Source organism: Hyphomicrobium sp. MC8b (assembly GCF_905067615.1).
Classification (GTDB): Bacteria; Pseudomonadota; Alphaproteobacteria; order Rhizobiales; family Hyphomicrobiaceae; genus Hyphomicrobium_B.
This window is the reverse complement of record NZ_LR898465.1, coordinates 1,534,303-1,548,347: the sequence shown is the minus strand read 5'-3', so window position 1 is coordinate 1,548,347 and position 14,045 is coordinate 1,534,303. Positions and strand designations below refer to the sequence as shown.

10 protein-coding genes are annotated in these 14,045 nt (G+C 59.5%); 4 read left to right on the top strand and 6 right to left on the bottom strand.

Features of this window, described 5'->3' with window-relative positions; all coding sequences use genetic code 11:
• Positions 1-132 precede the first annotated feature (132 nt).
• The 6 genes from ACLB1Z_RS07520 to ACLB1Z_RS07495 form a co-directional block, all read right to left on the bottom strand.
• Complete coding sequence (locus ACLB1Z_RS07520; RefSeq protein WP_409562748.1) at positions 133-2,283, bottom strand: OmpA family protein; 2,151 nt, start codon at positions 2,281-2,283, stop codon at positions 133-135.
• Positions 2,284-2,637: 354 nt separating this feature from the next.
• Complete coding sequence (locus tag ACLB1Z_RS07515) at positions 2,638-3,660, bottom strand: NAD(P)-dependent oxidoreductase (RefSeq protein WP_409562747.1); 1,023 nt, start codon at positions 3,658-3,660, stop codon at positions 2,638-2,640.
• Positions 3,661-3,835: 175 nt separating this feature from the next.
• A complete protein-coding gene (locus ACLB1Z_RS07510) occupies positions 3,836-5,173 on the bottom strand; it encodes a cytochrome c (protein WP_409562746.1) in 1,338 nt (445 codons plus the stop codon).
• Positions 5,170-7,320, bottom strand: coding sequence for a molybdopterin cofactor-binding domain-containing protein (locus tag ACLB1Z_RS07505; protein ID WP_409562745.1), 2,151 nt, complete (start codon positions 7,318-7,320; stop codon positions 5,170-5,172). Before ACLB1Z_RS07505 ends, ACLB1Z_RS07510 begins: the two co-directional genes overlap by 4 nt.
• Before the next feature lie 11 nt (positions 7,321-7,331).
• Entirely contained in the window at positions 7,332-7,784 is a 453-nt protein-coding gene (locus ACLB1Z_RS07500) for a (2Fe-2S)-binding protein (protein ID WP_013946796.1), read from the bottom strand.
• A gap of 169 nt (positions 7,785-7,953) precedes the next feature.
• Positions 7,954-8,877, bottom strand: a complete 924-nt coding sequence (locus ACLB1Z_RS07495) for an alpha/beta hydrolase (protein ID WP_409562744.1) — start codon at positions 8,875-8,877, stop codon at positions 7,954-7,956.
• Between the two features lie 317 nt (positions 8,878-9,194).
• Here ACLB1Z_RS07495 and ACLB1Z_RS07490 point away from each other — a divergent pair, with 317 nt between their 5' ends.
• From ACLB1Z_RS07490 to ACLB1Z_RS07475, 4 genes are all read left to right on the top strand, one after another.
• A complete protein-coding gene (locus ACLB1Z_RS07490) occupies positions 9,195-9,845 on the top strand; it encodes a DedA family protein (protein ID WP_409562743.1) in 651 nt (216 codons plus the stop codon).
• Positions 9,846-10,106: 261 nt separating this feature from the next.
• Positions 10,107-11,540 (top strand): phenylacetate--CoA ligase family protein, encoded by a 1,434-nt coding sequence (locus ACLB1Z_RS07485; protein ID WP_409562742.1) that lies wholly within the window; start codon positions 10,107-10,109, stop codon positions 11,538-11,540.
• Positions 11,541-11,914: 374 nt separating this feature from the next.
• Positions 11,915-13,345 carry a two-component system sensor histidine kinase NtrB gene (locus ACLB1Z_RS07480; RefSeq protein ID WP_409562741.1) on the top strand — a complete coding sequence of 477 codons (1,431 nt, stop codon included), beginning with the start codon at positions 11,915-11,917 and terminating at the stop codon, positions 13,343-13,345.
• On the top strand, positions 13,342-13,992 hold the full coding sequence (locus ACLB1Z_RS07475) for a response regulator transcription factor (RefSeq protein WP_409562740.1): 651 nt from the start codon (positions 13,342-13,344) through the stop codon (positions 13,990-13,992). The genes ACLB1Z_RS07480 and ACLB1Z_RS07475 overlap by 4 nt, the downstream gene beginning before the upstream one ends.
• The last annotated feature ends 53 nt before the right edge of the window (positions 13,993-14,045 follow it).

Here is a 14,045-nt window from a genome sequence, read left to right as displayed (position 1 = left end):
TCGGCTGCGCGTCATCTCTTTTTTTCACGGCACGAGACCCAACCAACAACAAGCCCCAGCGCGAACGCCGCTGCGATCCACCAGATCAACTTCATGAACAGATAGTCCATTTGCGGTCTTCCTCCGTTCCCCTCAGTTGACCTTGACCGTAAATTCGATGCGGCGGTTCTTGGCCCGCCCTTCCGCCGTCGCGTTATCGGCGATGGGTTTCGTCGCGCCGTATCCGACCGTCGTCATGCGCCGCGGATCGACGCCGTTCTGGGCCAGGAAGTCGGCGACAGCTTGCGCCCGCCGGTTGGAAAGCCGCTGGTTGCGCTCATCCGTGCCTTCCGAATCCGTATGGCCTTCGATTTGAATTTTGAAACTCGGACATTCGTTGGCGATCTGAGCCAGATCTCTCAGCGTCTGCGCACTGTCCGCCGTCAAATCCGCCTTGGCGCGCGCAAAGTTGATCGTCCCATTGGCCGACGCTTGCCGCATCAGCGTCTGACAGCTGTCAGCCGCCTTCTCTTCCTGGGACATGACCGTGATCTCGTCCCGGCTCTTGAAGCCCGGCGGCAGATCCGTCGAGAGAACGCTGCGGATATCGTTCGCGACCCGATCGCTCTCCGCCGCGCCCTTGATTACGAATTCCTTACCCGCAATCGAGACTTCGCCGTTCTTAAGACGCGCCATCTCCTCAAGTCCGAGATGTGCCGCCGACGACCAGGGCTCGGACGACGCACCGACGATTTTCATGTTGTCGGTCACGCTGGAACCGGCAAAAATCTGCTGCGCGATCTCAACGATACGCAGGCGCGACGCGTCGTCAGGCGCCTCACCCTCGATTGTCACCATGCCGTTTGGCTCACGCGCGGCTTTCCACGTGAGATCGGTCTTCATCTTGCCGGTGAACGCGATGTTCGTCGTCGTTTCGCAGGTCTGCCCGGCGGCCGCCTTCACATCCCCCGGCACCGACTGCGACGCGGCGTAATCATCCGTATCGCCCGACACCTCAAGTTTGTGGTCGGTCAGAACTGACTTGCCCTTTTTGAGCCGCGGCAGCGACGACAAACCTGCAACGACGCATTGCTGCCAGCCATCGGGGGCTCCCGGCGCAACCTGCGATTTGTCGTTGACCTGTTTGCCGGGGAACCGCGCCTTGATCGCATCGAGCAGTGCGCCACGAGCCGCCTCGCTCGGAACCATGCCGACCAGAGACAGCGACGCCCCATCATTTACGATGCCCATGACATAGCCGCTCGGTGGCAGCTTGATCTCCGGCTTTGGGAAGCGGATGTGTTCGACGATCCGGAAATTCTGCGGCACATCGAGCTTCAACGTTCTCTTGACGGCGGTCGCCGTCTGCTCGTCCGGTGCTTCGCCAGAGAAAGCCAGATCGCGATCCGTAAACGCGACGTCGCCGGTGCGAAGCTGCGCAAGCTGTTCAAGCGCCACACTCGTCGCTTTGTTCCAGCCCTGCGGCGCCCCGTCGCCGATATCCGAATTGTCGGTAATCGTCATCGCCCGGAACAATGATTTGGCGCGCGCCTTCAACCGCTCGCGGTCGTCGTCGCTCGGCGCAAAGCCCGAAATCTCGATGCCCGCACCGCTCTTCTTGATGCCCCAGACGAACGGCCGGACGAGCGGCGGCGTAATCGCCTCGCGAGCCAAAGCAAGCCCTGCCGGCCGCTTCTCGGACAGCGCCTCACGAACGTCGCGATAGGCATCTGCAGTCTTGGCTTCGCCTGCGATCGACAGATCCAGCATGGAGAGCGACGCTTGTCCGCGCTTCAACTCGGCCAGATTTTTCATGCTGAAGATTGCAGCAGAGAGCCACGCGTTGCGATTGATACTTCCCCGCGCCAGCCGCGTCTCATCCTGAATCTTAGCGCCGGAGAAAGCTTTGCGAGCAGCGTCCAGCAGCGCGCGGCGCGCGTCTTCCGATGGCACGTCACCCGCAATCCGCACGCGCCCATCGTCGGACGACGTCACCGACCAATGATAGTTGGCGACACTCTCAAGCAGCGCAGCCCTGTCGGCAACGACGCGCACGCCCCAAACGTTCTCGACACTCGCGAGAGCCCGCCCCGGATCCCGCTCATCCGGCGCACGTCCCGTCAGCACCGCATCGCGGCCGACGACATGCAGCTTGGCCCAATCGAGTCCCGAACGCCGCAGCGCTTCGCCTGCACGGCGTGACAGATCGAACTCGATGCCGCCCTGTTCGAAGTGCACGGCAACCCAAGTCAAAAGCGCGATCGGGACGAGTCCCAAAAGCCAATATGATGGATTGCAGCGCATGCGCACGCGACTCCGAATGCTTACCGACGTCTCGCTGTCGCGGAACGACAAAAAACCAACCATGAGGGAAGCGATGCGCTAACCCCCGCCCAGCGTGACAATCTTTGATCCGAGCGGATCCCCCGATCCGAAGTATAGACAAGAGGAAAGACCATTCCAAGCAGGCGAGAGCCACAGCACCGCGCCATAACCGGCTGAAAAAGAAAGATTTTATTCCGTCTTCGCCGAACCGGCTACACCCTGTTGCTCCAGTGCCGCTCAGGCCCGTTGCTCGCACCCCTTCACGGCAACCACATGGCAAAAAAGGTAAAAATCGCTTCTTGTCACCATCGGGCATCGCCTTGGCGGCATCTGTCACGATGACAGCACAACCACCGATATGCCGGCGGCTCGAAGTGCCTCCAGCTCTTGCCCGCCGCCTCGTCTACCCGCATCCGCGTTGAGCCTGAGGCGCACAACTTGGCGGCCGCTCTTTGCCGACGCGACAACGGCCGATGTGTCGCCGCCTTGGGTGCTCGCGATCGGATGACGGCGCGCCTCGCGCCGGGCGAAGTCCAACACAGCGGCCAGAACATCGTCGTCGTAGAAAATATCGTCCGCACCCCGCAACGCTCTCACGGCTCCAAGCGTCAGCATGTCCGCGTCATTTCCAACCCCGATAACCGTCACCGCCTCCGGCGTGCGCGCTTCCGGTTCGCCAGCGATCAACTGCGCAATGTCGTCGGCTCCCGGCCCCCGGTCGAGATGGCGAAGAGCGAAATCGGTAAACCGCCGCCAGAAGCGTCGCTTTTGTTCTGGCGTCTCTCCTAAGCGATCGCTCTCCCTGCGAAGATCGCGCGCTGCGGCTGCCCAGAGCCGGAAACTTTCAGGCAGCAAGCTTTCGACCAGCGAGCGAATGGCCTGTCCGAAAACCGGCGCCGCTCCGTCCGTCGAAATCCCCACGACGAGTGGCGAACGATTGACGATCGCGCCGAACTGAAAATCGCAAAGCGCCGGTCGATCGACCACGTTGACCGGTACGCCGGCAGCGCGAGCTGCAGCCGCAAACGTCGCCGCTTCCGCTTCGTCGGCAAAGGAGCCGACGGCCAGCGCTGCGTTCGCCAAATCCTCCGGCGACCATCCTCGCTGAACAAGAAGAATTTGCCCGCGCGGCGGCGCTTCGGCCAACGCGAAAAATTCCTCGGCAAACGCTTCGGCAAAAACTTCTACCAGCGCGCCCGTCGCCGCCAACAGCTCCGCCTTCCAGAGCGCCGGTTCGCCGCCGCCGATGAGCACGACGCGTTTGCCGTCGAGCTTAAAGAAGACAGGCAGCGTTGCGAGGGGCCCGATACGGGCGCCCTGACGTGTTGAAACCGTCTCTTGGTTGGCGTTCGACATCGATAGAGGCTCGTTTCCGTGCCGCAGCTTCAATGCGGCGACTCTACGAGCTTCGTAACGATCCGAGCCGGAGCGAACAAGCGCCTTCCTGCCAAGATTTGATACGTCAATTGGATTGAAAAGCCCTCAGCGGGAGCAAAAAACTCCCGCTGAATTCGTTAACGTGGCAGGCGGCTTACTGCGAAGCCTGCTTGCTGATGCTCCTGACTTCGTCGGCGGTGATGCGCGACTTCTCGGCTCCGAACCGCGCGGTGATGTAGTTCGACACCGCTGCGATTTCTTCGTCCGTATAGGCGGCGCCGAAGGCGGGCATCTTCACAACCCCGTCCGGCGTGTGCCGCGTCACGCCCCAGACGATCGCCTGAGCGACGTTCCTTGCCGTCGGATCGTTGACCGTCCGGCCGCCGATGAAGTCGGCGTAGGAAAGTACGGCGCTCTTGCCGGTCCAGTTGTGGCACGCAGCGCATGCTCCAGCGAAGACCATGGAACCCCGTTGGTTCTCGCTCATTTCATGGTCGCTTGGGAATGCGGACGCCAGCATCGTCTTCGGAACAGGCAATGAGGTATCGGCGATCGCCGGGATCGTCTTCAGATAGACGACGAGCGCATTGATATCTTCAGGCGCCATATGCCGAAGGCTCATATCGATGGCTTCGCCCATCGGCCCCGAAGCGGTGCCCAAGCCTTCGACGTGGCCATGCGCCAGGAAGTTCGCCGTCGTCTTGATATCCCAGCTGCCGATGCCGGTCGTCTTGTCCTGTGTGATGTTGTAGGCACGCCAGCCCGCAGTCACAGCTCCGGCAAACTTCTTCTTGTTGTCGACGGCTTGCAGCAGATTGCGCGGTGTATGGCATTCGCCGCAGTGCCCGAGCGCCTCCGCAAGATAAGCGCCGCGGTTCCATTCCGCGCTCTGGCCCGGATTCGGGCGATACCGCTGGTCGCTGTTGTAGAACAACGACCAGAACATCATGCCCCAGCGCTGATTGAACGGAAACATCAGCGTGTTTTCCGGCGTCGGTTGATGCACCGGCTTAAGGCTGAACAGATAAGCCTTGATCGCCAGCGCGTCGTCGTCCGTCAGCAGCGTGTAGGACGGATACGGAAACGCCGGATAGAAACGCGAGCCATCCGGCGCAATGCCCTTGTGCAGCGCATTGATGAAGTTGGCGTCCGTCCAGTTACCGATGCCGGTTTCCTTGTCGGGCGTGATATTCGGCGAGTAAAGCGTGCCGAACGGCAGCTTGAACGCTAAGCCGCCCGCGTAAGGCACGCCGCCCTTGGACGTATGGCACGCTTCGCAGTCGGCAGCACGCGTCAGGTATTCGCCGCGCGTGATGATGTCGGCCTTCCCGAGGCTAGGCGGCACGCCCGTCGGATTTGTGTCCTTGTAGTCGGCCAGCGCGACTGTGCTGCCACCCGCAAACGCTGTCGGACCCGGCACATAGATGATTATGCCGGCGACGATGCACGCGACGGCCGCGAGCGCCAGTAGAACCCAGTAAATGCGTTTCATACAGGCTTTCTCCCGGCCAGCGCCTTGCGATCGATCGGAAGCCGCGTCAGCCGCACGCCCGTTGCTGAAAACAGCGCGTTGACGAGGGAGGCTTGCACGGATGCCGTTCCCGGTTCACCGATCCCGCCCGGATGTTCGGTGCTCGGAATGAGATGCACCTCTATCTTCGGCGCTTCGTTGATGCGCAACATGCGATAGTCGTTGAAGTTGCCTTGCTGCACCCGACCGTTCGCAATCGTGATCTCGCCGAAAAGCGCTGCGGTCAGACCGAAAATCATGCCGCCTTGCAGCTGGGCGACGATCGTATCCGGGTTGACGGGAATGCCCGTATCGACAGCCGTGACGAGCCGATGAACGCGGACCTCTCCGCTCTCATCGACCTCCGCTTCGCAGATGGTGGCAAGGTAGGTGCCCCACGCATTCTGCACCGCAACACCTCGGCCCATCCGCGGCGACAAGGGCGCCCCCCAGTTACCCTTTTCGGCAGCGAGCTGAAGCGCAGCTTTAGCGCGCGGATTGTGATCGAGATGCTTTAGCCGAAATGCGACCGGATCGACCTTCTCCTTGAAGGCAATATCGTCGACGAAACTTTCGATCGTGAAGATATTGTTGTTCGGTCCGACACCGCGCCAGAAGCCGGTCGGTACGGCAGGTGGCTCGGCGCGGATATATTCCACCTTGAAATTCGGGAAGTCGTAGGGCTGATCGATCGCCGCATCTACCGCGTCGATATCGACGCCGTTCTTAAACGCCGGCGGAAGCCAACGCGCGATAACGGCAGATCCTGTAATGCGATGTGACCAGCCGACGATCGTGCCGTCCTTGACGGTAGCCGAAACCGCATTGTGGTAGACGGGCCGATAGACATCGTGCTGCGTATCTTCTTCACGGCTCCATGTCACCTTGACCGGACCGTCAACGTGGACCGCGACGCGCGCCGCCCTGACGGCCATGTCTTGGTCGAGTCTCCGCCCAAAACCGCCGCCAACATAGAAGTTATGCGCTGTTACTTTCTCGACCGGGAGCCCGACGGCCTTGGCGACGTCTTCCTGCACACGGCCGATGACCTGCGTTCCGATCCAGACTTCGCATGCGTCTTTCGTGTAGTGGACCGTGCAGTTCAGCGGCTCCATCGTCGCATGCGCGAGGAAGGGCAATTCGTAAACACCGTCGTAGCGCGTTCCGTCCGACAGCGCGGACTTCACGTCACCTACGTCCTTCGCGACTGCGCCGTGTCCTGTGCTGGCGGCCCTCAGGGCCTCCCAGATTTGTTCCGAATTGACGTTCGCGTTCGGTCCTTCGTCCCACTTGATGTCGAGCGCATCGAGCGCCTGTATCGCGGCCCAAGTCGTATCCGCGACCGCCGCGACAAAATCATCCTCGGCAACGAATTGCCGAAAGCCCTTGATCTCTTTCGCCTTCGCATCGTCGACGTTTCCGACCTTTCCGCCGAACACCGGGCACTGCGCGATAGCCGCAAACTTGACGCCTGCCGGCATCGCATCGATACCGTACTTCGAGGCGCCAGTTGTCTTGTCCGGCGTGTCTTTGCGCTTCACCGGCTTGCCGATAAGCGTGTAATCCTTGGCATCCTTGAGCTTCGGATCTGTAACAGGCTTCATCGTAGCCGCCTGCGCCGCGATCGCGCCATAACTGACCTTGCGGTTGCCGGCGTCGTGAATGACTTCGTTGTTCGACGTCCGGCATGACGAAGGGTCGACACCCCATTGTTGCGCAGCCGCTTCGACCAGCATGCCACGCGCCGAGGCGCCCGCTTTGCGCAGCGGATCCCAGAAGGCCCGAACCGACGTCGATCCGCCGGTGGCCTGCACGCCGAAAATTGGATTGATATAGGCTTTATCGGGCGGCGCGTGCTGCAAAACGACTTTGTTGAAGTCGGCATCCATCTCGTCTGCCAGGATCATGGCGACAGTCGTGTAAATGCCCTGCCCCATCTCAACCTGGGGCATAACGAGCGTCACGACATCGTCGTCACCAACGCGAATGAACGCGTTGGGTGCAAACGAGCCGCTCGCCGCACGGGCGACGGGCATCCTGAAGCTGACAAGGACAAAACCAGCGGCACCGGCCTTCAACAGGTCGCGCCGCGAAAGGCCGGGTGTCTCGGCCATGACATTTGTTCGCATGAACGCCTCCCTTACGCCGCAGCGGCTTTTTTGATGGCAGCTCGAATGCGGACATAGGTGCCACAGCGGCAAATATTGCCGGCCATCGCCGCATCGATATCGTCGTCAGTCGGGTTCGGCTTGTGCGCCAGAAGCGCAGCCGCAGACATAATCTGTCCGGACTGGCAATAGCCGCATTGAATGACTTCAAGGTCGAGCCATGCCTTCTGAATTTTAGCACCTGTTTCCGTCGCGCTGACGCCCTCGATGGTCGTGATCGGGCGATCACCGACCGATCCGACCGACAATTGGCATGAGCGAACCGCCTGACCGTCGAGATGGACTGTGCAGGCACCGCATTGCGCGATACCGCAACCGAATTTCGTTCCGGTCATGCCGAGCACATCGCGCAAGGCCCACAGCAATGGCGTTTCGGGCGAAACGTCCACCTCGTGCGACTGACCATTAACTTGAAGGGTGATCATCGAGAGCTCCCGGCACAAAATGATCGACGTTAGACCGACGACCTCTATCGCAGTCTGAGAAGGCTCTTATATTACTTCTATCATTCCTTCGTTCAATGTCGCGGGAATGTCGGAATTCATGCGATTTCCGACATGCGATATAGTCAAACAACTATATAGAATTGCCGTTTCAGTCCGAATCTCCGATTGCCATCGCAGTCGTCGCTCCGCGATCCGCTCGAGAAAGATATGAGACAATCGCACGCATCACCGGCGGTGCGAACAAGATGTTTCGATGACCGAAACCCTGAAACGGCAGCAACTCCGCTGCGGCGACGTTATTGGCGATCTCTTCAGCCGCCTCGAACGTGACGTCACGGTCATCCCGATCGTGGACGACGAGCGCTTTCGCGCCGATAGCCGGCAAAAGCTTAGTGATCGCGAAACAGCGAAGCGCACGGCCGCCGACGCGTTCCAGCCGATGCTCGAAGGCCTGTTGCCCGCCAAGTGTCAGGCCCCAATGCGCGGAAAAATCGGCGGTGACTTGCAATAGACGGTTCGGACAGGCAATCAACACGAAACGCGAAATATCGAGCTTGCAGGGCATCGGCATGCGCCCCTCCGCCGCAACGAGCGAGATCATGCCGCCGAAGGAATGTGCGACGACCGCGCTGATCGGACCAAAATGCGCGGCCACTGCCGCCGTTGCGCGCGCGCAGTCGATCAGGTTCGTCGAATGAGCGCCGCTCAAGCCATGCGCCGGCAAATCGAGCAGGACCACGCGATATCCCGCTCGGCGAATCGGCTCTGCAATCGCGGTCATGAAAGAGGCTTCGGCCGTCCAGCCGTGAACGACGAGAATCGTGCCCCTCGGCACATCGGTGTCTGGATCGAACGTGTACGTTTGAATATTGGCGACCGGCGTCGGAATACGAGCCCAAGACGCATTGCGCAAATGAAACCGCGCCCGCTCGACGAGCTGATAATGATTTGACGCACGATATTGCGATAATACCGGCGTACAAAAAATCCTGAATGCCGTATCACCCGCAATTCCCGGAGGAAGCGCGGAAAGTCGCTGCCCATTCAGCAATGTCTTGGGAATCCAAATCATCGGTTATCTCTGAATTCCGATATTCAATTCCGCAAGGCGCAGCCTGCGACGATGGTTGATGCACCGTTTATTGCGCCACGTTTGCGCCAAGTCCGCAATTAAGAACCACGAGTTCGATTATCTTGCCAGCCAAGAGATATACGGAAATGCCGCCTATTGCATTTCGCTGGATGGTGCCGCCGCGAACGGACGGGCCGCCGACCGACGTGAACAATGCAATCCACTCCCGCGAGTTCGATTGACATTAAAATGACAGCACAATTAGTGGTGCTGACGGGCGTTGCGTCTTTGCTGCGCCGTCACAGAGAGGGATACGCTTGCTTTCTCCAGAACAGCTCCATCACCTGTTCCAAACCTATGGCGTCTGGACAGTTGCCTTGATCGTCGCACTCGAAAGCCTAGGTATCCCGCTGCCCGGCGAAGCCGTGCTGATCCTGGCGTCGGTCTATGCCGCAACCCATGACGGCAATATCGCGATGGTCATCGCCGCGGCCACGATCGGCGCTATCGTTGGCGACAACATCGGCTACATGATCGGCCGTGAATTCGGCTATCGCCTCGTTCTGAAATTCGGTGCTTACCTCGGGTTGACCGAAGGACGCATCAAACTCGGACAATACCTTTTCCAGAAGTATGGCGGTACGGTCGTTTTCTTCGGCCGCTTCTTTGCCGTGTTGCGATTTCTTGCCGCGTTCCTCGCCGGCGTCAATCAATTGGCGTGGCCGCGTTTTCTTGTCGCCAACGCTTTGGGAGCACTCGTCTGGGCGAGCATTGTCGGCATCTCTGCCTACACGTTCGGACGGAGCATACACGCGGTTCAGGGGCCGGCAGGAATCATCGGCATCACGATCGCTCTGGTCATCCTGTTTGCGATCTTTATCTATTTGAAACGCCATGAAGCGGAACTTCAGGCCCGGGCGGAAGCTTCTCTTCCAGGACATCTTCCCGGCTTTGAACCCCGCGATTGAGTTGCGTCACCATCTGAGCAAGATCGCCATCTGCTGGCCCTCTTCAATAAGTGGCAATGGAAACGTCTTCGTTTGGATTGAACCGGCGGTGTAAAAACATGCTGATCGCAGTTTTCGCTGCCAATTTGTCCGCCGTTGCCATACTTAAGCCGCGTCGAGGGCGGTCATGCCGCTGATGCAAGTTTGCTCGGGTTCTGCCCCTAACAATTATCGTCGTATCTCAAAGGCTTATATCTGATGAGAGGATTTCTCCGGGCAGTCGTGGATCAAGTGAAATTGGCGCTCGCCATTCGCTCGCTTTTGCCACCCCGCCCCGAAGACATGGAAGCCCGCGCCGCGGCGCGGGAAGCCAGGTTTCGCAAACTCCTGAACTACGCCAACGAAAACTCACCGTACTATCGCAAGCGGTTTCAGGGCATCGACTTGAATACCTGCGCCATCACAGATCTGCCCACCCTCACGAAGGCGCAGATGATGGAGAACCTCGACGATATCCTGACCGATCGGGCCGTTCGGCGCGAAGGTCTGGAACGCTTCATGTCCGATCCTTCAAACGTCGGCTCGTATTACAAAGACAATTACGCCGTCTGCCATACATCCGGCAGTCAGGGACAGCCGGCAATTATCGTCCAGGACAAACCCGCGATCTTGACGACCTTCGCAGCGCAATTTGCGCGTGGCACACCGGTTTCGCGGCGCTTTCTGCCGTTCCTGCAGAAGCTCTTCAATCCGGCCCGATTTGCGATCATCACGCAGAAACCCGGTTTCTATCCGAGCAGCACGTTCTTCAACTATTTCCCCGAGCGTGCGCGCCGGTACATCAAGTTGCAGCGCCTTTCCGTTTTCGATCCGCCAGAGGTGCTGGTCGAAAAGCTGAATAGCTTTCAGCCGAACTTCATCACCGGCTACACGAGCGCGCTCGAAACGATCACGCATGAACTCCACGCCGGCCGCTTGAAGCTCAACGGCGATCTCCAGCAGATGACGAACATCAGCGAGCCATTGCCGGAAGCCATCGCCCAGCGCGTCGAGAAAGCCTTCGGCGTTCACATCACCAACGTCTACAGCATGGCGGAATGCATGGCTCTGACATGCGGCTGCCAAGCCACGCACGGCAGCCACCTGAACGACGAGCTGGCCTTCCTTGAGATCGTCGATGCTAACAACCGTCCGGTCCCCAAAGGGACCGCGGGAAGCAAAGTGCTGCTTACGAACCTCTACAATCTCGCCCAGCCGATCATCCGCTATGAGATCGACGACGTCGTCACGATCAGCGCAGAGCCTTGCGAATGCGGCAGCCTGCTGCCCTTGGTCAAGGCTGTCGAAGGCCGCGCCAAAGATCAGTTCTGGGTCGACGTCAATGGCGAGATCCGCGACTTGCCGTATTATGTGTTCCTGCTCGCACTCCATACCGAGACCGATCTCGCTGAGCATCAGTTTCTGCAAACCGGCGTCAACAAGTTCGTCTTGCGAGCCGCGCCGCTCGCTGGCCGCACGTTATCCGCCGAAAAACTGCGCGAACTCATTCAGCGGTCGGTGACGGCTGAGGGCCTTGCCGACGTGATTACGTTCGACATCGAAATTGTCGATAAAATTACGCCGGAACAGTCGGGCAAAGTGCGCCGCGCCAAGAACGTTTTCGGCCCACCGCCATCGGCGCCCAACCCGGCGCACGAACTAGCAAGCGAGCCCTGAGCCGCAGCGAAACCGCACAAATCGAGAATGCCATCTGACCGGAATGAACGACGTCACTACACGTCGTTCATTCCCGACGTACGGCATTCTCCTGCCGCCGCCACCAAGCTCATCAAATTCGACCCAGATATCCGGCAGACATATTGAATTAAGCCTACTCATCAGAAGTCATAAATTTTCCTAATCAATTCAAGCGTCCGTGGACTACCATTTGTCCCATGGCGCATCGAATAGGGCGCGTGCTTACCACTTACGGCGAGCCGCGTTGCACGAACGTCGAATGCGGCCGCACCGAGAGCGCCGGGCTACTTTCGGAAAGCCTGCATAAGACGAGTACGGACCGAATGTTGAAAAATACAAACTTGCCTTCCACTATGCAGTCAAATTCCCATCTCAATTCCACACTTGCCCTTCTCGGCGCGACGGCGATTTTTCTGATCGATACATTCACGCCGCTCGATATCGCGGTCGCGGTGCTCTACGTGGCCGTCATCATGCTGTCGGCGACATTCCTCAGCCGCACAGGACTGCTCGCCATCGCTGCCACATGCGTGTTCCTGACGATCTCATCGTTTATTATCGCGCACTGGTCTGATCTGGAATCCAGCGCTCTCATCCGTTGCCTTGTTAGCCTGAGCGCAATCATCGTCACGACGCTGCTGGCGCTTAAAAACAATCAGGCGACCCACGATCTACGCGATCAAGCTGCCCTCCTCGATCTCACCCACGACGCGATCTACGTGCGCGACAACCACGACGTCATCACGTATTGGAACGCTGGCGCGGAACAGCTCTATGGCTGGCCCCGCGAAGACGCGATCGGCAAGGTCGCTATCGACCTGCTGAAATCGAAGTTTCCCAAACCGCTAGCGGAAATCACGAGAGACCTTACGGCCGAAGGTCGTTGGCAGGGCGAAATCACCCATACCAAGCGTGACGGCAGCAGCGTGGTTGTCGCCAGCCGCTGGTCGCAGCAGCGCGACGATAAAGGCCGGCCCGTCGCCACGATGGTCACGAACAACGACATAACCGATCAGCAGCTTGCCGAAACGGCGTTGCACAAAGCACAGTCCGAACTTGCCCATGTCACACGCTTGACGACGCTCGGCGAACTGATGGCCTCGATCGCCCACGAAGTGAACCAGCCACTCGCAGCGGTCGTCACGAACGGCGAAGCGGCATTGCGCTGGTTGAAGCGTGATGTCCCTGATCTCACTGAGGTCAATAACTCGCTCGAACGAATGATCAGCAACGGCCGTCGGGCGAGTGACGTCATTGCGCGGCTGCGGGCGCTGACGCGAAAAACCGATCTCATCCGCGCGCCGCTCGACGCCAACGAATTGTTGGAGGATGTCCTGCTCCTCGTTGAACGGGAACTCATCGCCCGGGACGTTGCCCTGCGGCTGGACCTCGCGGCGACCTCGTTGCCGCTACTCGGAGACCGCGTTCAGCTCCAGCAGGCCGTCATCAATCTCGCATTGAATGCCGTCCAGGCGATGTCGTCTGTCACCGATCGGCCGCGCACCCTCCGCATCTCGACCAGGCTCGAACAGGACGACAAGGCAGAACCGCCGCAGAAAAACGCGATTATCGAAATTGCCGACAACGGCCCCGGCATCGATCCGGCTGTTATTAGCAAGCTTTTCACGGCATTCTACACGACGAAGTCCGAAGGCATGGGTATGGGACTATCTATTTGCCGTTCGATCATTGAAAGCCACGGTGGCACGATCGTCGCGACGTCCGAACTCGGACATGGCGCGACGTTCACGATCCACTTGCCAGTCCGGGAGGACGCAGCGTGAAAAGCAACCCTACTTCAGATCGTTCGACCGGCGGCCGCGCCGTCTACGTCGTCGACGACGATCCCGCGCTTCGCGATGCGCTCAGCAGCTTGTTCAGATCCGTCGGCCTGCAAGTTGAGGTGTTCGGCTCCGCCGCAGAATTCCTGGAAAAGAAGCTGCCGGAAATTCCGAGCTGCCTCGTTCTCGATATCCGCTTGCCCGGCGTCAGCGGCTTGGATTTCCAGGCCCAGCTCGCGAAGGCCGGCATTCGGATGCCCGTGATATTCATGACCGGGCATGGTGATATTCCAATGTCCGTCCGCGCCATGAAGGCCGGCGCCATCGACTTCCTGACCAAACCCTTCCGCGACCAGGATATGCTCGACGCCGTCTTTTCGGCGCTGGAGACTGACCGCAAGCAGCTCGAATCCGATCAAAGCATCGCGGATTTATCGGCTCACTACGAAAGCCTGACGGCCCGCGAGAAAGAAGTCATGGCCTACGTCACGAAGGGGCTCATGAATAAACAGATCGCGGGCGAGATGGGTCTAAGCGAGATCACCGTCAAAATCCATCGCGGTCATGTGATGCGCAAAATGGCTGTAAGGTCTCTCGCCGATCTCGTGCGCGCGGCCGAGAAACTGGGGCTCTCAAGCGTCAGCGCCTGACCGCACCGATTGCACAAATCATCTGTCTTCAAAATAGGGGGCGGCGCCTCGAA

What these genes read in the sequence shown, in the direction of transcription:
- ACLB1Z_RS07520 (WP_409562748.1), bottom strand. Translation starts at nt 2,283, where the DNA reads ATGCGCTGCAATCCATCATATTGGCTTTTGGGACTCGTCCCGATCGCG.
- ACLB1Z_RS07515 (WP_409562747.1), bottom strand. Translation starts at nt 3,660, where the DNA reads ATGTCGAACGCCAACCAAGAGACGGTTTCAACACGTCAGGGCGCCCGT.
- ACLB1Z_RS07510 (WP_409562746.1), bottom strand. Translation starts at nt 5,173, where the DNA reads ATGAAACGCATTTACTGGGTTCTACTGGCGCTCGCGGCCGTCGCGTGC.
- ACLB1Z_RS07505 (WP_409562745.1), bottom strand. Translation starts at nt 7,320, where the DNA reads ATGCGAACAAATGTCATGGCCGAGACACCCGGCCTTTCGCGGCGCGAC.
- ACLB1Z_RS07500 (WP_013946796.1), bottom strand. Translation starts at nt 7,784, where the DNA reads ATGATCACCCTTCAAGTTAATGGTCAGTCGCACGAGGTGGACGTTTCG.
- ACLB1Z_RS07495 (WP_409562744.1), bottom strand. Translation starts at nt 8,877, where the DNA reads ATGATTTGGATTCCCAAGACATTGCTGAATGGGCAGCGACTTTCCGCG.
- ACLB1Z_RS07480 (WP_409562741.1), top strand. Translation starts at nt 11,915, where the DNA reads ATGCAGTCAAATTCCCATCTCAATTCCACACTTGCCCTTCTCGGCGCG.